Source organism: Halobacillus sp. A1, from assembly GCF_024189295.1.
Classification (GTDB): Bacteria; Bacillota; Bacilli; order Bacillales; family Halobacillaceae; genus Halobacillus_A.
The window spans coordinates 51,099-67,413 of sequence record NZ_JAIZEN010000003.1 but is presented as its reverse complement, the minus strand read 5'-3'; the positions used below and the strand labels follow the sequence as shown (position 1 = coordinate 67,413).

The 16,315-nt window shown below is 38.3% G+C and carries 20 protein-coding genes and 1 pseudogene; 11 read left to right on the top strand and 10 right to left on the bottom strand.

Annotated elements, in window-relative coordinates; genetic code table 11:
* Nucleotides 1-6 precede the first annotated feature (6 nt).
* The 4 genes from LF817_RS04720 (at nucleotide 7) to LF817_RS04705 (ending at nucleotide 2,349) form a co-directional block, all read left to right on the top strand.
* The gene (locus LF817_RS04720) at nucleotides 7-864 is read left to right on the top strand and encodes a metallophosphoesterase (RefSeq protein ID WP_371924998.1); all 858 of its coding nucleotides are present in this window, start codon (nucleotides 7-9) and stop codon (nucleotides 862-864) included.
* Nucleotides 865-949: 85 nt separating this feature from the next.
* A complete protein-coding gene (locus LF817_RS04715; protein ID WP_253934625.1) occupies nucleotides 950-1,513 on the top strand; it encodes an SCO family protein in 564 nt (187 codons plus the stop codon).
* 65 nt (nucleotides 1,514-1,578) lie between these two features.
* On the top strand, nucleotides 1,579-2,046 hold the full coding sequence (locus tag LF817_RS04710) for a YkyB family protein (protein ID WP_253934624.1): 468 nt from the start codon (nucleotides 1,579-1,581) through the stop codon (nucleotides 2,044-2,046).
* Between the two features lie 87 nt (nucleotides 2,047-2,133).
* Entirely contained in the window at nucleotides 2,134-2,349 is a 216-nt protein-coding gene (locus tag LF817_RS04705; RefSeq protein ID WP_253934623.1) for a hypothetical protein, read from the top strand.
* 210 nt (nucleotides 2,350-2,559) lie between these two features.
* Here the strand turns inward: LF817_RS04705 and LF817_RS04700 are convergent, their stop codons facing one another.
* From LF817_RS04700 to LF817_RS04685, 5 genes and pseudogenes are all read right to left on the bottom strand, one after another.
* Nucleotides 2,560-3,465 (bottom strand): chemotaxis protein, encoded by a 906-nt coding sequence (locus LF817_RS04700; protein WP_253934622.1) that lies wholly within the window; start codon nucleotides 3,463-3,465, stop codon nucleotides 2,560-2,562.
* 380 nt (nucleotides 3,466-3,845) lie between these two features.
* Nucleotides 3,846-4,235 (bottom strand): hypothetical protein, encoded by a 390-nt coding sequence (locus LF817_RS04695; RefSeq protein ID WP_253934621.1) that lies wholly within the window; start codon nucleotides 4,233-4,235, stop codon nucleotides 3,846-3,848.
* A gap of 53 nt (nucleotides 4,236-4,288) precedes the next feature.
* The gene (locus tag LF817_RS04690; protein WP_256558191.1) at nucleotides 4,289-4,987 is read right to left on the bottom strand and encodes a DNA alkylation repair protein; all 699 of its coding nucleotides are present in this window, start codon (nucleotides 4,985-4,987) and stop codon (nucleotides 4,289-4,291) included.
* Between the two features lie 16 nt (nucleotides 4,988-5,003).
* Nucleotides 5,004-5,222: pseudogene (locus LF817_RS20370) on the bottom strand (DUF6363 domain-containing protein); the annotation flags it as partial.
* 593 nt (nucleotides 5,223-5,815) lie between these two features.
* The gene (locus LF817_RS04685; protein ID WP_253934619.1) at nucleotides 5,816-5,962 is read right to left on the bottom strand and encodes an FbpB family small basic protein; all 147 of its coding nucleotides are present in this window, start codon (nucleotides 5,960-5,962) and stop codon (nucleotides 5,816-5,818) included.
* Between the two features lie 113 nt (nucleotides 5,963-6,075).
* On the opposite strand from LF817_RS04685, the gene LF817_RS04680 reads away from it, so the two are divergent.
* Nucleotides 6,076-7,230: an aminotransferase A gene (locus LF817_RS04680; protein WP_253934618.1), complete on the top strand. Its 1,155-nt coding sequence runs from the start codon at nucleotides 6,076-6,078 to the stop codon at nucleotides 7,228-7,230.
* A 140-nt stretch (nucleotides 7,231-7,370) separates the two neighbouring features.
* Nucleotides 7,371-7,892, top strand: coding sequence for a signal peptidase I (gene lepB, locus LF817_RS04675; protein ID WP_253934617.1), 522 nt, complete (start codon nucleotides 7,371-7,373; stop codon nucleotides 7,890-7,892).
* 36 nt (nucleotides 7,893-7,928) lie between these two features.
* On the opposite strand, the gene LF817_RS04670 is transcribed toward lepB, so the two are convergent.
* From LF817_RS04670 to LF817_RS04660, 3 genes are all read right to left on the bottom strand, one after another.
* Nucleotides 7,929-8,051 carry a YvrJ family protein gene (locus LF817_RS04670; protein WP_256558196.1) on the bottom strand — a complete coding sequence of 41 codons (123 nt, stop codon included), beginning with the start codon at nucleotides 8,049-8,051 and terminating at the stop codon, nucleotides 7,929-7,931.
* Between the two features lie 87 nt (nucleotides 8,052-8,138).
* A complete protein-coding gene (locus tag LF817_RS04665; RefSeq protein ID WP_253934615.1) occupies nucleotides 8,139-8,351 on the bottom strand; it encodes a DUF2922 domain-containing protein in 213 nt (70 codons plus the stop codon).
* A gap of 32 nt (nucleotides 8,352-8,383) precedes the next feature.
* The gene (locus LF817_RS04660; protein ID WP_253934614.1) at nucleotides 8,384-8,608 is read right to left on the bottom strand and encodes a DUF1659 domain-containing protein; all 225 of its coding nucleotides are present in this window, start codon (nucleotides 8,606-8,608) and stop codon (nucleotides 8,384-8,386) included.
* Nucleotides 8,609-9,113: 505 nt separating this feature from the next.
* Here LF817_RS04660 and LF817_RS04655 point away from each other — a divergent pair.
* Nucleotides 9,114-9,611, top strand: a complete 498-nt coding sequence (locus tag LF817_RS04655) for a DoxX family protein (RefSeq protein ID WP_253934613.1) — start codon at nucleotides 9,114-9,116, stop codon at nucleotides 9,609-9,611.
* A 17-nt stretch (nucleotides 9,612-9,628) separates the two neighbouring features.
* Here LF817_RS04655 and LF817_RS04650 read toward each other — a convergent pair whose 3' ends face one another.
* Nucleotides 9,629-11,323 (bottom strand): sensor domain-containing protein, encoded by a 1,695-nt coding sequence (locus tag LF817_RS04650; RefSeq protein WP_253934612.1) that lies wholly within the window; start codon nucleotides 11,321-11,323, stop codon nucleotides 9,629-9,631.
* A gap of 145 nt (nucleotides 11,324-11,468) precedes the next feature.
* Between LF817_RS04650 and LF817_RS04645 the strand changes: the two genes are divergently transcribed.
* The 4 genes from LF817_RS04645 to LF817_RS04630 are packed head-to-tail and all read left to right on the top strand — an operon-like array spanning nucleotide 11,469 to nucleotide 15,467.
* Nucleotides 11,469-12,236: a carotenoid biosynthesis protein gene (locus LF817_RS04645; protein WP_253934611.1), complete on the top strand. Its 768-nt coding sequence runs from the start codon at nucleotides 11,469-11,471 to the stop codon at nucleotides 12,234-12,236.
* Complete coding sequence (locus LF817_RS04640; protein ID WP_253934610.1) at nucleotides 12,220-12,891, top strand: lysophospholipid acyltransferase family protein; 672 nt, start codon at nucleotides 12,220-12,222, stop codon at nucleotides 12,889-12,891. Before LF817_RS04645 ends, LF817_RS04640 begins: the two co-directional genes overlap by 17 nt.
* A gap of 6 nt (nucleotides 12,892-12,897) precedes the next feature.
* Nucleotides 12,898-14,001: a glycosyltransferase family 2 protein gene (locus tag LF817_RS04635; RefSeq protein ID WP_253934609.1), complete on the top strand. Its 1,104-nt coding sequence runs from the start codon at nucleotides 12,898-12,900 to the stop codon at nucleotides 13,999-14,001.
* Nucleotides 13,998-15,467 (top strand): phytoene desaturase family protein, encoded by a 1,470-nt coding sequence (locus LF817_RS04630; protein ID WP_253934608.1) that lies wholly within the window; start codon nucleotides 13,998-14,000, stop codon nucleotides 15,465-15,467. Before LF817_RS04635 ends, LF817_RS04630 begins: the two co-directional genes overlap by 4 nt.
* Before the next feature lie 10 nt (nucleotides 15,468-15,477).
* Here the strand turns inward: LF817_RS04630 and LF817_RS04625 are convergent, their stop codons facing one another.
* A complete protein-coding gene (locus tag LF817_RS04625) occupies nucleotides 15,478-16,314 on the bottom strand; it encodes a phytoene/squalene synthase family protein (protein ID WP_253934607.1) in 837 nt (278 codons plus the stop codon).
* Between the last annotated feature and the right edge of the window lies 1 nt (nucleotide 16,315).

Sequence of the window (16,315 nt, the reverse complement as noted above, 5' to 3'; positions counted from 1 at the left end):
AACTCTGTGCTTTTGACAAGGAGAAGTTTCTTAAAGAAAATGATGGCGGGCGGGCTAGGAGTACTTGGCTTAACAGGCGGCGGATATTACTATGCACGTTATATTGAACCAGCTATGCTTACGAAACAGTCTCACCTGCTCGAGCATTCTGCAATACCATCATCATTTCATCGAATAAAAATTGTGCAATTTTCTGATATTCATTTAGGGTTCCATTATTCTCTGGACCAATTCCGTAAGCTTATTCAAGAAATAAATAACGAAAAACCTGATGTAATATTATTCACCGGAGACTTAATAGATGAACCCCAGCGTTTTGATTTCAGTGCAGATATCCCCACCTTACTTAATCAATTGAAAGCTCCTCTCGGTAAATACTGGATTTATGGAAACCACGATCATGGGGGCTATGGCACGGAAAAACTAGAATCAGTAATGTCTAAGGGCGGGTTTACGTTATTAAAAAATGAAGTGAAGCAAATAGAGCGTGAGGGCAGAACAATTAATCTGGCTGGATTGGACGACGTGATTCTAGGTTCACCAAATCTTGAAGGTACCCTCGGGGACTTAGATGCTGACGCCTATACGATCTTATTAGTGCATGAGCCAGATATAGCCGACTCAGTGAAAAATTACCCTGTAGACATTCAGCTGTCCGGCCACAGCCATGGGGGACAAATACGTATTCCTCTATTAGGCTCGATGGTCACTCCCCCTTACGCCGACAAGTACGTAGATGGCAAACATAGCATAAGCGAGCGTTTGACGCTTTACATCAGCCGTGGAATCGGTACAACCCGAATGCCATACAGGTTTCTATGCAAACCTGAATATTCGGTATTTACTTTAATATCAAAGACTTAACATTTGTGTGACAGTCTTGGACAGTCTGCTCTATTTAAGCAAATGAGTGATAAAATAGAAATATCCAGGCCTACGGGGGATTACCATGAAACTTTTTAACTCAATCATTTTGATACTACTATTAACTGCTTGCGGTTCTCCTATCGATGAGAATATGTCTCGAAGTGTCGAAGAATTCGAAGGGGATAACCAAAATGGCTCCACTATAAAGCTCCCGCATGATCTAGAAGGGCAATACTGGGTAGCTAATTTCATCTTCACTAGATGTGATACAGTTTGTCCCCCAATGACGAGCAACATGTCAAGGTTACAGCAGCAATTGAAGGAAGAGTCTTTAGATAACCAATTAGTTTCCTTTTCAGTAGACCCTGAATATGATAGCCAGAAAAAGCTAACAAAATTTGCTCAGCAGTTCAATGCCGATTTAAACAGCTGGCACTTTCTCACAGGATATTCTTTTCAAGAAGTCAAAGAATTGTCGATAAAATCGTTCCAATCTCCCCTTAGCCAGTTAGATAATACAGACCAAGTCTCCCATGGTACCAGCTTCTTCTTAGTTGATCCAAGTGGAAATGTAATTAAGCGGTATAATGGTACGGAAGCAGGAGAAATGGAAAATATCGTAGAAGATATAAAAAAAGTTCAATAGCTTTTTTTTGCTAAATTTTACATTCTCAACTAAAATGGAAGATAATTCAAGAAAGGAGGACATTTATGGATAGAGTACAACTTTCTAACCGAGAGCTTGCCGAATCATTATTCATTGTAAATCGACACGCAAAAACTGCACCTCAGCCTAAACATTTATACGATATAAAAAAAGAAGCGATTTCAAAATTGCTGAAAGAAAATAAAGCAAAAAAAATCGGCTTACATTTTTCAGAACGCCCTAAATACAGTAAACAACATTCCACTCTCCTTATTGAGGTGGGCGGGTATTATTTTCATGTACCCGCTGAGAAAAAAGATTTTGATCAGCTGGAACACTTAGGTAACATTGATCAAGCTTACAGAAACCCTAAACCTAAACTTTCCCTTTCCAGAGCAAAGAAAATTCTATACAGTTACTTAGGTTGGAATGCTAAGAACCACTCACCTTCCCCTACTTCTTATCAAACGTCTCCAACTATGTTAGGACAACAGAACATCACCCCTTGGAACCAACGTCATAAACGCAGGTGAAGCAGTCAGATTTACTGGCTGTTTTTATTTATTCAAATGTTTCATATTATTGGAAAAAGGTTAGTAGAGGTATAGGAGGTTGATTAAATGACTATGAATCCAATGGATGATTTTCTATATCATCTTAAGCGTTACATGGAATATACTACTGAAATGAGGTCTTCCTATGAACACCTCACAGCTCAAGAGAAAGAAAAGATTGTAGAGTCCCATCCAGATGGAAACAGCCCTGAGGTTATCTCGAAACAAGTGTACCAATGGCACGATAACTTATTTAAAAGAATGGGAAAAGATCAGGAATAAAAAAGGCCTTTAACAAGGCCTTTTTTACTTAAAAGATATTTGCAAAGGTTATTTTGAATATCAAACCATGTACGAAAATTACAAAAGAGTAAGTGCTGCTTTAGAAACAACTTGCTTTTGCAGAACATTGAAAGGAGTTTACATTATAAACAATTAAGTTATTTCCCTCAGATACTACCCTGAAGCTTCTACGTAATTCCATTTAATATCCTATTGAATAACATTATCGATCGTGCGTATTAACCCTACAATTTCAGGTTTTGATATCTGGGCATCTGCCCCGACTTTCTCCCCTTTATGCTTGAGGTCAGCTGTAATCAGAGAAGAAAATATCACTACAGGCAATACTTGCAGCTCTTCATGCTGTTTGATCAGTTTAGTAAAATGGTGGCCGTCCATTCTCGGCATTTCAATATCCGTAATAATAAGCTGATATTCATCTAAAATATTTTTTCCGTTTTCTACTTGCTTCAGTAAATGGGCATACGCTTCTTTTCCATTTTCAAATAGAAAGGTATGTACGTATCCCGCTTCTTTCAGTGTTTCTTGTAAGAGACCTCTTAATAATGCAGAATCCTCAGCAATCAATATTTTTTTATGTGACCGCTCCCTCTTCTCAAGAACTTTCATTTGCTCTTTGTGGATACTCGTTTCTGGTGTAATATCCGCTACAACTTTCTCAAAGTCCAATAAAAGCAGCATTTCATCATCTTTTTTGATAATACCGGTAATTTGCTTTTCCAGCCCATGGTACATCCTTCCTGGCTTTTCAATGTCTTCCCAGGATATTCTGTGTATTTGAGTGACAGTATGAACATGGAATACGATTTTAGTCTGATTGAATTCAGCAAGTATGAATTTATCTTGATGAGGGTGATCGGATGGGGCAAAACCTAAAGCGCTGGCCATATCCACTACAGGTACTACATCCCCTCTGATTTCTATAATCCCTTCAACAGATGAGTGAGAATGAGGGATCTGAGTCACTGGGGCTGGATTTAGAATTTCCTTAACTTTAATGACATTGATGCCAAATCGATTGTCCCCAACACTAAATTCCACAACTTCTAGTTCGTTAGTGCCACTTTCAAGTAAAATGCCTTCGTTTTTAATCATATGTATAATTCCTTCTCCTTTGCAAGGTGAGTCTCAATATAGACTCTACCATAATTTACACATTCTTAGTACTTGTGAAAGAGGAAATTATGCTTAGCTTTTATAAAAAAAGACTGACCAAAGACTCCTTAATTGAGATATAACTTTATAAAACAGTAGTAGAATTATGGTAATCTTCTAAAACTATTGGGACAGCCTCCACGGTTTGGTCCGGGTATTTAAAAGTTAATTCTTTCTTAATAATATGCCATTCAATATTTAAATATCAGCAAAAAAGGTAGAGGTTCACTTAAGTATAGTAAGTGAACCTCTACCTTTTTTTAAGCCTGTTAGATCAAATTATTGATTTACCCCCTCATTGTGTCTGATTTTAATCTGCACTAAGCAGCTTTCTTAGATTTTTTCATAAACTTTTTGGCAAGTTTGGATAAGCTTCTGCCAAGAACTAGTAAAGTTCCAAATGCACTCATAGCAAGCAGACTGATCGACCAAAAATATGAAGGCAGCAGCGATCCATCTACATCTATAGCATATCGATCAACTAATTGAAGAAACAAAAAAACTACGAGTAAACTGCATACATAGCTCATGAAAGTGATCCAATTTCTACTGATCCCCCACTCAAGAACTGGCTTTATCACCCACATACTGCTCATAACAAGTAAAAAAACAAGTCCAAAGAGAACATGCCATGCTTCAATTCCGAATATCTGTAATAAATCATTGTCAAACCATTGGAAAATAGAATCTAAAATGGAAAAACTAATCATAAGAGCACGCCCCTTTGGTCACTTTTCCTCATTCTAGACAATCATCTTCCATTTTATACGGTTATTGAACTTCCTTGATTCTTAAGCCATTTCAAAGCTTCTCTCTTACTTAAGGAGCTTAAATTTTGAGTTTGAATAAAGTTAATTACGAGCTTGGGATTTGTTTTACTGTATTCCCTTAAAGCCCAACCTATTGCTTTTTCAATAAAAAATTCTTTCTCTTCTTTCAACTGATCTATCGTTTGAAAAAGCAATTCATAATCAGTTCGTTGTTTAAAACGTAGTTGCGAAATGATAGATGCTCTTCTGACCCACATATTCTCAGAAAATGACCATTTCTCGATGATTGGCCATAGATTTTCACGATGATACAGAAAATAATCTCCACAAAGATTTGAAGAAATCATATCAACTGTGTCCCACCATGGTTTTATAGACAATAAATCTTTGTATACCGCAATACTTGAAACAGGAGGGGATAAGGAAGCTTTACTTAGAAGAGACAGTGCAGCGTACTGACACTCCCTTTCATCTTTTTCAAAAAGCAGATAGGCAGCTTCTACAATTTCTTCATAAGTCAGCTTGGGGTAACGGTTATACACCTCCTTGAAAATTTTATTCCTTTCTGGAGTTTTGATTCCAAAAAAACAGAACTGGTTTTTCATATATTTCTGCATCGGATTCTTTTGGTCTTCGTTCTGATGATCTTTAAGCGAATAGTATATTTCACTGCTAATCGTTTGATCGCTCAATGCGTGAACGCTCCCTTCAGCTGCTTAGAAACCTTAGCAGCTCTTCACGTTTTAGTTGTGAATCTTCATATCCTTTTTGATAGAGATTGTGAAGTTTCTCTCTGTTTCTTTCAATTCTACTGACATGAAGCTTGCTTATCGGCCGAAAAACGAATGCCTGGTCTGTTCTTTCCAATTCTCGAATCACTTTAAGTGTTTCATTATAAACAAAATGACGAAATTTAAGAGCGTGGGTGAACCAGGGATAATCCTTAAATTTTCTTCAAAAAATCCAATTCCATTTCATAGAAGGTTTAACATACTCATTTCGGGGCAGTACGATTACATGTTTTTTATTCCCTTCATTTATGGATCGCTGAAGAGGGATGGGATTTGGAATTCCGCCATCCATTAAATCTTTACCTAAGTAGCGTATGCTCGGAGCAATCAATGGAAGCGAACTTGCGGCTCTCAGGTACAAGTCGGTTAGGCAATGTATCAAAGATGAAACCCATCCCGAATAATTGTTTGTGAGTTAATATTTTTTTATTAGATATGTATTCAGAGTAATCACCATATTCAACCATGACTGTCTAATTCCATCCCCTTTGCCTTGTTACATAGGAACTGCCATTTCACGCACCGGCAGATGTTCCCACTACATATTGGAAATGAATGTTTTCATCTAATAAAAACCTAATACGCCCGCAGTATAGCTGCCCATCATGCCACCGCCTTCTAATACCAATCCAATATTTTTCAAAAGACACACCTCCTTACTATTCCATTTTTTAGCATAACCACAAAGAAAGCAACCACGAATGCGGTTGCCTTTTCTGTATGATATGATCAGTTTAACGTTTTGTTTTTATCCGTATTTTTCAGCATTTTTTCATCAACCTGGGCATCAATCTTGTCTAATGCCTGTTGATCAGCTAGTAACTGCTTTTTATTCTGATCTACGAGCTCTTCAAATGAGATTCGGTTTGGTCTCATGATCAAACTCCTTTCTCTCTAGTTAATACGTTTTCATTGTATCAGAAAAAATAAGTGATAAATCAAAATTGTTTGAACATTTTGTTAACATCTTGTAAATGGAGGTTCTTTGTATGAAGCCAGAAATAAATAAAAATTTATCCACTATTGAAATTTCCGGTATCCGGAAGTTCTTTAATTTAATTGAAGAATATGAAGATGTAGTATCGCTGACGATCGGCCAGCCTGACTTTCCTACACCTGATCACGTTAAAGAAGCGGCTGTTCAAGCGATTAAAGATGACAAAACTACATATACACATAATGCAGGTATCGTTGAATTGAGGAAAGCAATCACTCGATACACCAAAGACCGCTATCAATTGGACTACGATCCGATGAAGGAAGTGATTGTGACTGTAGGAGCATCTCAAGCTATTGATATCACACTCCGCACCATCATTGAACCTGGGGATGAGGTCATTCTACCCGGCCCTATTTATCCTGGATATGAACCTTTGGTCAAGCTGGCTGGTGCAACTGTAAAATATGTGGACACTAAACAATCGAATTTCAAGCTGACAGCTGAAAATTTAAAAGAAGCCATAACAGAAAAAACTAAATGCGTTATTACTCCTTATCCATCAAACCCTACCGGAGTAACTTTGTCCGAACAGGAACTAAGAGAAATCTCAGAAGTCATTCAAGAAAATAAAATCTTTATGATATCTGATGAAATTTACAGTGAACTCGTTTATGAACAAGTCCACACTTCAATCGCTTCTATGCCAGGGATGAGAGACCAGGTCATCGTTGTGAATGGAGTATCAAAATCGTTTTCTATGACTGGCTTCAGGTTAGGTTATCTTCTTGCTCCTGATTGGCTGTCCAAGCACATCCTCAAAGTTCACCAATATAACGTTTCCTGCGCATCCTCAGTCAGTCAATATGCAGCTCTGGAAGCTCTCGAAAATGGCACTCAAGACCCTGCCGTTATGAAAAAAGAATATAAAAACAGACGTGAATATGTAAAGGGCAGACTGGATAAAATGGGGTTAGAGTATGCTCAGCCTGACGGTGCTTTTTATATGTTTGTCAAATTTCCTGAAAGTAAGAACTCAACGTTTGATACTGCTATAGAATTAGTCGAAAAAGCTGGAGTTGCCCTGGTGCCGGGTAGTGCTTTCTCAGAATATGGTGAAGGGTATATGCGACTTTCTTATGCTTATAGTCAACAAACTTTGGAAAAGGGAATGGATAGGATGGAGAGATATTTAACAGTTACTTAGACAGCTTGATCCACTTTGAGTTATTGAATCATTAAATTTTTATGACATTGACCATTTCCATCCATGTATTTTTAAATGCTGTGGTAAAATGAAATAGAGTATAGTGATTAACACGGCTCAGCTAGAGAGGAAGATTAAGATTGTCCGAAGAAACTAAAAATGAATGGATGGAATGGATAAAAGCGATAGCTATAGCCATTGCACTCGCTTTTATACTAAGAACTTTTTTCTTTGCCACCTCAATCGTCGAAGGGGCTAGTATGGATCCTACCCTTGAAAGTGGAGAAAGAGTGATGTTCAATAAAATCATTTACTACTTAGATGAACCGACTCATGGGGACATCGTCATTATTGAAAAGCCCGCAAAGAATTATGTCAAAAGAGTGATCGGAAAACCTGGGGACACAATCGAATTCAGAAGTAACCAGCTTTATATCAACGACCAAGTACAAGACCAAAATTATCTTGACCATCAGTCTCTTTCAGGCACCCGTGATTTTGGCCCGATCAAAGTTCCTGAAGAAAGATATTTCGTAATGGGTGATAACAGATCTATTAGTAAAGATAGTAGAAATGGGTTAGGGTTTGTCAGCGAAGATGAGATCATTGGTCGTACAGAACTTATAATATATCCTTTTAATGAAATTAGTCTGACCAATTAAAATGCGCTTTAACCTTAAAAAGGTTAAAGCGCTCTTTTAATGCACCTTATTCGGGAGTTGGTGAAGAGTTTCTATGAGCAGATCCAATTTTCCTTCAATGCGGTGAAGCAGATAAAAGGTCACCGCAATCGGAAAACCAAGTTCTGTTATCAAAGTCATCCAATTCTCCACGTAACATCACTTCCTCCTATAAATAGTGTAGTGAGGAGCTTGCTAATAAAAGGCCGCTATCTCAGCGGCCGCATTCTATAATTCAATGTTTGTAACATTTCTTTCTACGATTCGGGCTTCTTTCTTCTCCACTAAATCTCCTCCACTTGAGTAAAAGCAATTTTCGTTGATAATTGTATCCATTGCGTCATCAATTTCTTGTTCTACCACTGGTTCAATTGGGTGATCTACAGAAATGGTTACGATTTTACCTTCCTCATTCAAGAACTTTAACTCCAGTTTCTTCATAATAACGCCTCCTTTCTATATTTGTTTTCATTTTAAAGATCTACTAGTAGTGAACTATCATTTCTCTCCACTGTAGAAAGGGTGCTTTGTTGAAGATCGGCTAACGCGATAGCCACATTGTAAAGCTGCTCCTTAGTCGCCTCCATTTTTACGTTATTGAAGGACTTTCTGCGAAACTTCACGTTTCCCTTATCATCAGCGCCGTTTTCAAATACGAGTTGCAATTGCGAATTCATCAAGTCGGATGTTACTGCCATGTTTATCACCTCCTTTCACTTTTATAATCGAAAAAGGTAAAGAAGAGGTGTCAATAAGCATAAAAAAAGTGAAAGCTTTATACAGCTCTCACTTCTTATCTTCTGTGTATATATACTATCAATTTATGTCGACAGCGCTTACCCGCGGTCAAAAATGCAAAACCCGATTAACGCAAACAATACAACAAGACATACAAGAAACATGATAATTTCCGCCATAATTCCGCCCCCCTTTATATCTTTATTAATTTTACCAAAACTTTCAATCGTTAGCCTGAGCTTTTAATAATTTTATCATAACATTTTTTTAAAACCTCATGCACGTTCCTTTATGGAAAGTCACTGCATCACACCATAACCTTATTTCAACTTGTTCATAAAACAGACAAAAAGTTTCGAACAGTTTGTGAAGCATTGAACAATCGATATTCAAAATGCATGATTAAAGGTATTATATACATGTAAAGAGATTGTGAAACATTGAACATAATAAGGAGGAAAAAAAATGATCAAACAATGGTTTACTGAACACGTAAGTGCCGCTATCATCTTACTCGGGTTACGGATTTATTTAGGTTATTCCTGGTTTACCTCAGGTCTTGGAAAAATAACTGGTGGTTTTGATACGAGTGGTTATTTACAGGGAGCAATCGGGAAGGCTCAAGGCGAAGATGCCATAGTTCAACCATGGTGGGGTGCTTTTTTAGAGACTTTCGCTCTTCCAAACAGTGGGCTGTTCACTTTCCTTGTGATGTGGGGAGAACTGCTGGTAGGGCTGGCACTGCTCATTGGGTTACTAACTAAAACGGGTGCATTTTTCGGAATGTTAATGAATATGGCTTTCTTACTTAGCGGTACGATCAGTTCAAATCCGGAAATGCTAATAATAGGCAGCTTGATTATATTAGGTGGAACAAACGCCGGACGCATAGGACTTGACCGCTATGTTAAATCTTTTATAAAACAGAAAAATCTTATATCTGTGAAGAAGAAGGCAGCCTGATGTAAGAACCAGCATAGCTAATAGCTATGCTGGTTCTCAGACTGCAGGGATGAATAGAAAATATGCTGGCTCCTCCCCCGTTTTTTCGCTTCATATAAAGCCTGGTCTGCAAATTTCTGAATGTCCTCGATTTCATTTGAGTCATCAGGATATATACTGATCCCTAAACTGCATGTAAAAGTAAAAGTATGGTCTTGAATATAGAACAATTCGCGGATACTATCTATGATTCTGCGTGCCACTGACTCTGCTTCTTTAGGTGAAGAAATGTTCGGTAAAAGAATAGCAAACTCGTCCCCTCCTACTCGTGAAACTATATCTTCTTTTCGGACAGCTCGCCTCAGCCTTTCGCCGATGTATATGAGTAATTCATCACCAATGTTGTGGCCGAATTCATCATTCACAGACTTGAACTGATCGCCATCTAAATAGATTAAAGCAAATTTATTTACTTGAACTTCAGTTCTTCCTGCATGAATATCACTCAAATAGTCTTCAAAGACTCTTCGGTTGGTCAGCCCTGTCAGATGGTCCGTATACGCTAATTGTCTCAGTTTATCTTCAGCTCTTTTTCTCTTTGTAATATCACGAGTAGTGGAGACAATCTTTGTATAACCCCCCTCTTCGTTTTTGACGGGTGTCAGCCGTGTTTCTACCCATAGTATCTCTCCATTATTCTTGATCATCCTTACTTCATAACGAAGCTCTTGTAAGTCCGTTAACAAAGATAAGGAATGCTCTTTAATCACTTTATGATCCTCTGAGTATATGTGCTCTATATACTTATTTCCAACTAAATCTGAGGGTTCATAGCCAAGTACATGCGAATGAGATGGGGAGGCGTATTGAACGATTCCCTCCCTATCAATGATTTTAATAAGGTCTTGAGAATGATCTGCGATCAACCGGTATCTGTTTTCTGATTCTACCAGTTGTTTTTTAGTATTCACTTTTTCGGAAATGTCTTCTAAAATCATGACGATTCTCGTATATTCCCCGTTCTCATCAGTAATCGCAGTTAAACCGATTGAAGCGGTCATCCATTCCCCGTTTTTACGCTGCATCTGATATTCGAAACGTTTTAATTTCATCCCTGTTTTCAGTTTTTTTATTAACTTTAAAAAGTCTTCCTGTGTATTTGGATTTATCACAAACCACGATTGGGCGTAGAGCTCGGATTTCTGATATCCAAAGATGCGGTAGAAAGATTCGTTTATTCTTAAAAAGTTCAAATCGACATCAAATAATGCGAAGGCTTCTTCAGTATTTTCAGTATAAGATGAAAAAATCCTGTTCAAATGGCGCATTTCAGGTGATTTCATTGAGTACATGGAAATGTTTTTCGTAACAGCAAGGATATATGTAATATGGGATTGGGCGTTTTTCAGTGGAAACAGTGTCGTTTCTGCAAGATACTGGACATCTGGAAACACGACGGTGTCTTTGTAGGAGATCTTATGGTGGAGTTCCAATACTTCTTCATATTGGTTGGTTAAAAAAGCAGCTTCACTTTCCGGTAAGCATTCGTAAAGGCTTTTTCCTAAATCTTTACGATTCAGTCGCGCCAATTCATACCCTGAATCGTTCATGTACTCGTAAATCAATTGTGAGCCTTCAACTTTCATGATAAAGAGACAATCACTCATACAGCTTCCCAGTTCTTTAAGAAGCAGGAGGTCGTCCTCTTTTAAGACATTTAAAAATGGTGTCATGTCATTCCTACTTTCCAAATAGCACATTCACCTAGTTTCATTTGAATAAAACTGAGGTATCTTTATATAAACTGTTGCTTTACATTATACAACACTTTCCATCATCATTTACAATAGAAATATATTCTTCTTAAGAGGTGCATGAATGCTGACTATCATATTTCGCTTTTTTATTTTTTGGTACATATGCGGTATCTTTTTACTAACTTTTGATTGGCTCCCTTCATGGCTGGAATGGGCCAATAGTGTATTTCTCATAACAGCAGGAGCGATAGGCGGTATTTACTTCACCCAATTGTATGGAATGATTAAAGGCCTCCTATACAGCATACTCATTATCGTTATAAGTATTTATATAGAGCACCTCGGAGTTGAAACTGGGTTTCTATTCGGTGAGTATCTTTATAACGAAAATTTCGGGCTGAAAATATACAATACTCCCATTACCATTGGATTCGCTTGGCTGCTAATCATCGGGTGTTCTCATGAAATAGCCAGAGGTTTAACAGCACGTATTAAGGGATGGCAAAGAGCTGCAGCTTTCATCCTCTCCGGAGCTCTGATTTCAGTAACAATGGATTTAATTCTAGATCCTGTAGCTTTTAAAGTACAGGAGTATTGGTTATGGCAGGAACCAGGTATCTATTATGACATTCCCTTTTCCAATTTTACCGGGTGGTTTTTATTGGCTTTGTTCTTCCATAGTCTTCACTTCGTATTTAAAAACAACTTATCAACTGCTCACTCTCCATGGAAAAAACGTATGTCTTTTATGTTCGGCGCGATCATATTTATGTTCAGCTTACTGGCAGTCACTGGAGGAGTCCCAGGGGCAGCCTTCCTCGTCACTTTCCTTACTTTGCTGTGGTACGCTTTGTACTATTGGGGGTTGCGAAATGCTGAAAGCAGATAAAAACAATTTTATTTTATGGGGGTTCACGAGATTCAACCGCAAGTTTTTAAAACATCATTTCCATAACATTTATGTAAAGAATTCAACTAAAAAACCAATGAACAAACGTACTCTCTTTATGGTCAACCATTCAAGTTGGTGGGATTCGCTGGTCATATTCTTCTTGAACGAACAAATCATCAGGTCTGATGCTTATGGAATGATGCATGAAGAAGGAATTCGTCGATTTCCTTTTTTCAGAAAAATCGGTGTGTATTCTATTAACACGGATGACCGCAAACATCTACTTGAATCCTTACGATATAGTGTAGACTTATTGCAGCATGATAAAACTGTCTGGATCTTTCCTCAAGGTGAAGAGCAGCACCTGGAGAAACGCCCATTAGGGTTCTATAGTGGCGCTTCTTATATTTCCCAAAAAGTCGAGCAGCTTTCTATTGTACAAGTATCCATTTATTACTCGATGGAACATCATAAAAAACCAAATTTGTATATTCACATTGGTCCTCCTTTAAAACCAGAGGCATACGCGAATCACAGCAGAAAAGCGAGAACTCAACTGTTTGAAGACAAGGCTACAAATCAGCTTGATCAGTTGAAACAATGCGTTATTGCAGAGGACCACAAATCTTTTATTAACTACGGAAGGGAATGATGCAAATTGTTAACAACCGCTGTCATTTGCACGTTCCTCTTGAACGTATGGACAATCATCAATTCGATTTTTCTTCCTAAACTTAAGCTTGGGCGTTCACAACCGAAACATCACAAGGTATCCTTGCTCGTACCTTTACGTAATGAAGAAGAAAATGTTGAAGGGCTGGTGAGATCCCTAAAAAAACTGACTTACACTGATATCGAGTTTGTTTTATTAGATGATCATTCTGAAGACGACACTCTCCATCTTTTACAAGAGCAGACTAAAGAAGATTCAAGATTCAATATTGTTACAGGAGAAAAGTTGCCTGAAGGTTGGAATGGAAAAGTATTTGCTTGTCATCAACTTGCCGAACAAGCAGAAGGTGACCTTTATTTTTTTCTAGATGCAGACGCACGTGTTCAACCCTCTGTCATTGAAAAGACTATCGCGACTATGGAAAAACATGGCGCCTCTATGTTGAGCGGATTCCCGAAATATCCTAACTATCATTTTTTAGCACATATGCTGGTTCCTCTGCAGCACATGGTCGTACTTCTACACCTTCCATTGGCAGTAGCCAATTTCACATTACGCCCTGCCTTCACAGCAGCCTGCGGTATTTTTATCGTAATCAAGCGGGAGGTTTATGAGAATATCGGCGGGCATGCTTCTGTAAAAAATTCTTTAGTAGAAGATGTACATATCGCAAGAGAGGTAAAGAAACAGGGCTATAAAATGCTTTTATGTAATATCACTGATGAAGTAATTTCATTCATGTATGACTCCTCAAAAGAAACGTGGGAGGGTTTCAAGAAGAATATTTATACTGGAGTCGGGCGCTCCCCTTTGATGGTCATTTTTCTGACGATTACTTACTTGATTCTTTTTCTGATGCCTTTTACTTTAGGTATTTACGGAGTGCTGATTCAAGATTGGATATTTGTCCTCCCTTTTCTGCTCACTGTCTGTTTTAAAATGTATATAGACACTATAACGGGACATCCCCTATGGTTAGCCTGGTTGCTGCCAGTATCTATCATCCTTTTAATCTCAATCCTTTTTGCTTCTATGAGTGTGCATATAAGAGGGCAATCTTACCATTGGAAAGGAAGATCTTATAAATGAAAACTATAATTATAGGTGGAGGACTTGGAGGCTTGTCTTCAGCCGTGACGCTTGCCAAGCACGGGGTAGATGTTGAATTATTTGAAAAAAACGAGCACTTTGGAGGTAAAATGATGGCTGTTGAACAAGATGGCTATCATTTTGATTTCGGCCCGAATACGATTACGATGCCTCATGTGTTTAAGCAAATCGTTTCGCAAGCAGGTCTTGCACCTGAAGAAGAACTTCCCTTTATTCAACTAGAAAATCATACAAGGAACCAATTCGAAGACGGCACCTTTTTTGATTTTTCTACTGACAGAAGTTATATGAAAGAGCAATTATCCCGGCTTGATCCAAAAGGTATGGCATTATATGATGAATTTTTAACAGAAGTTCACCGTTTATACACTCTTTCCAATCGTCACTTTTTGAATCGGAGCTTCACAGGCTACATGGACTATCTTTCTGCTGAATTATTCGCCAGCATGGCCAAGGTAAGACCATTGGAGTCTATGGATCATTTTTTCAAAAAATATTTTCAGAATTCTCATATCATCCAATCGTTGAATCGTTATGCTACGTACACAGGTTCAAACCCATACACCTCCCCCGCAACCTTTGCTATGATTGCCCACCTTGAACTAGGAGACGGCGTATATTACCTTCCTGGAGGAAATACGAAAATCGCAGAGTCCTTTGTGAAAGCTGCAAAAAAATTGGGGGCTGCACTTCATAACCGTACGGAGGTAGTAAAGCTGATCACGGATTCTAATAGAATTACAGGTGTCAAACTAGCGAACGGTCAAGTAGTTGAAGCAGATCATGTGATTCTAAATGGAGATCTACTGTCTTCTCTTCCTATGCTCTTGAAAGACGGAGAAAGACCGTCTTTCAGCGACCGCATCATTCACAAAATGGACGCTTCTACCTCCGCCTATGTCATATTGGCAGGGTTAAACTCTAAAATCGAACCGCTACATCATCATCATGTAGTTTTTTCAAAAGATTACAAAAAGGAATTTCAGACGTTGAAAAATCAAGAATACAGCGAAGACCCTACTATCTATGTATGTACTTCCTCAAAAACCGATCCCAGCATATCACCACAAGGGGATAATTGCTTTATACTCGTAAATGCTCCTCCTTTAAAAAAGGCTGAATCAGCGCCTGACGGATATAAGGAGTTGATATACAATAAGTTGAAAAGGACAGGCCTTCCGCTTTCAGACTACGTAGCTGCCGAAAGAGTGATTGATCCTGGAGAAATACAATCGACGTTCAGAGCTTATCGCGGCTCCATATACGGACCTTCTTCCAACACCAGATTACAGGCATTCCGCCGTCCATTCAATAAATCGCAGGATTATAGTAACCTTTATTTCTGCGGCGGCAGCACCCACCCAGGTGGTGGTTCCCCTATGGTCGTACTGAGCGGTCAAAATGTTGCTCATCATATTTTAGGAAAAATTGTTTCTATAGAATAAAAGAAGCAAATTATTGCATTTCAGCAATAATTTGCTTCTTTTGTTGATCAGAAACATAATTCCTTTTTTGAAAAACGTCATAGTTATTATTTCTCACAGAAGTCAGAATAGCTCTGTACATGTACGCAGCACCCTTAACAGGAGTCCTTGAATAGATAGGATACTGCGGTAAAGTGGAGATAGCACTAGTATAATAGCTTTCTGCATCTTTCGCTAAATCTTCCCAAAGTGCAATAAATGATGAGTCAATCGTGCCGTTCATCAGGTCTGAATGTGTATATTGATGAAGCTCCATAGTTTGTCTTGGAATATATACTCGTCCTCGCTCCAAGTCCTCCCCTATGTCACGTAGAATGTTAGTGATCTGCATGGCGTATCCAAGTTCGATCGCCCCTTGCTTCAAATCTCTTTCTTTGCCTGGAGCAATTACTGGTAGCAGCATTAATCCTACTGTACTTGCTACGTGGTAGCAATAATGTAATAAATCATTCTTGTCTTCGATATCCGTCGGCCTTAAGTCCATCCACTGTCCTTCGATCATTTGATGGAACGGTTCTACATCAATTGTGAAATGGTCGAACACATCAGCTAACGCGATCCACCCTGGGTGATCCGTCTTCAGTTTGCCCTCAATGAATAAGTCAAACTCTTGAGAAAAGGCTTTTAACTCTTCTTCGGGATGCAGTCCTTCATCTACAATATCATCCACTCGTCTGCAGAAGGTATAAATAGCCCATACAGCCTTCTTCTGCTGTTTCGGAAGCATAGAAAATGCTTTAGAGAAAGTTTTAGAGTGGTTATCAATTACATTTTTGCAATAATCGTAAGCTTTGTTCAAGTCCGTCATT

Bases quoted from the DNA above. Each gene is read 5' to 3' on its own strand.
- LF817_RS04630 (WP_253934608.1), top strand. From the start codon at position 13,998: ATGAAAACTATAATTATAGGTGGAGGACTTGGAGGCTTGTCTTCAGCC.
- LF817_RS04645 (WP_253934611.1), top strand. From the start codon at position 11,469: ATGCTGACTATCATATTTCGCTTTTTTATTTTTTGGTACATATGCGGT.
- LF817_RS04685 (WP_253934619.1), bottom strand. From the start codon at position 5,962: ATGAGACCAAACCGAATCTCATTTGAAGAGCTCGTAGATCAGAATAAA.
- LF817_RS04625 (WP_253934607.1), bottom strand. From the start codon at position 16,314: ATGACGGACTTGAACAAAGCTTACGATTATTGCAAAAATGTAATTGAT.
- LF817_RS04670 (WP_256558196.1), bottom strand. From the start codon at position 8,051: ATGACTTTGATAACAGAACTTGGTTTTCCGATTGCGGTGACCTTTTAT.
- LF817_RS04665 (WP_253934615.1), bottom strand. From the start codon at position 8,351: ATGAAGAAACTGGAGTTAAAGTTCTTGAATGAGGAAGGTAAAATCGTA.
- LF817_RS04700 (WP_253934622.1), bottom strand. From the start codon at position 3,465: ATGATTAAAAACGAAGGCATTTTACTTGAAAGTGGCACTAACGAACTA.
- LF817_RS04680 (WP_253934618.1), top strand. From the start codon at position 6,076: ATGAAGCCAGAAATAAATAAAAATTTATCCACTATTGAAATTTCCGGT.
- LF817_RS04695 (WP_253934621.1), bottom strand. From the start codon at position 4,235: ATGATTAGTTTTTCCATTTTAGATTCTATTTTCCAATGGTTTGACAAT.
- LF817_RS04710 (WP_253934624.1), top strand. From the start codon at position 1,579: ATGGATAGAGTACAACTTTCTAACCGAGAGCTTGCCGAATCATTATTC.
- LF817_RS04650 (WP_253934612.1), bottom strand. From the start codon at position 11,323: ATGACACCATTTTTAAATGTCTTAAAAGAGGACGACCTCCTGCTTCTT.
- LF817_RS04705 (WP_253934623.1), top strand. From the start codon at position 2,134: ATGACTATGAATCCAATGGATGATTTTCTATATCATCTTAAGCGTTAC.
- LF817_RS04640 (WP_253934610.1), top strand. From the start codon at position 12,220: ATGCTGAAAGCAGATAAAAACAATTTTATTTTATGGGGGTTCACGAGA.
- LF817_RS04715 (WP_253934625.1), top strand. From the start codon at position 950: ATGAAACTTTTTAACTCAATCATTTTGATACTACTATTAACTGCTTGC.
- LF817_RS04660 (WP_253934614.1), bottom strand. From the start codon at position 8,608: ATGGCAGTAACATCCGACTTGATGAATTCGCAATTGCAACTCGTATTT.
- LF817_RS04655 (WP_253934613.1), top strand. From the start codon at position 9,114: ATGATCAAACAATGGTTTACTGAACACGTAAGTGCCGCTATCATCTTA.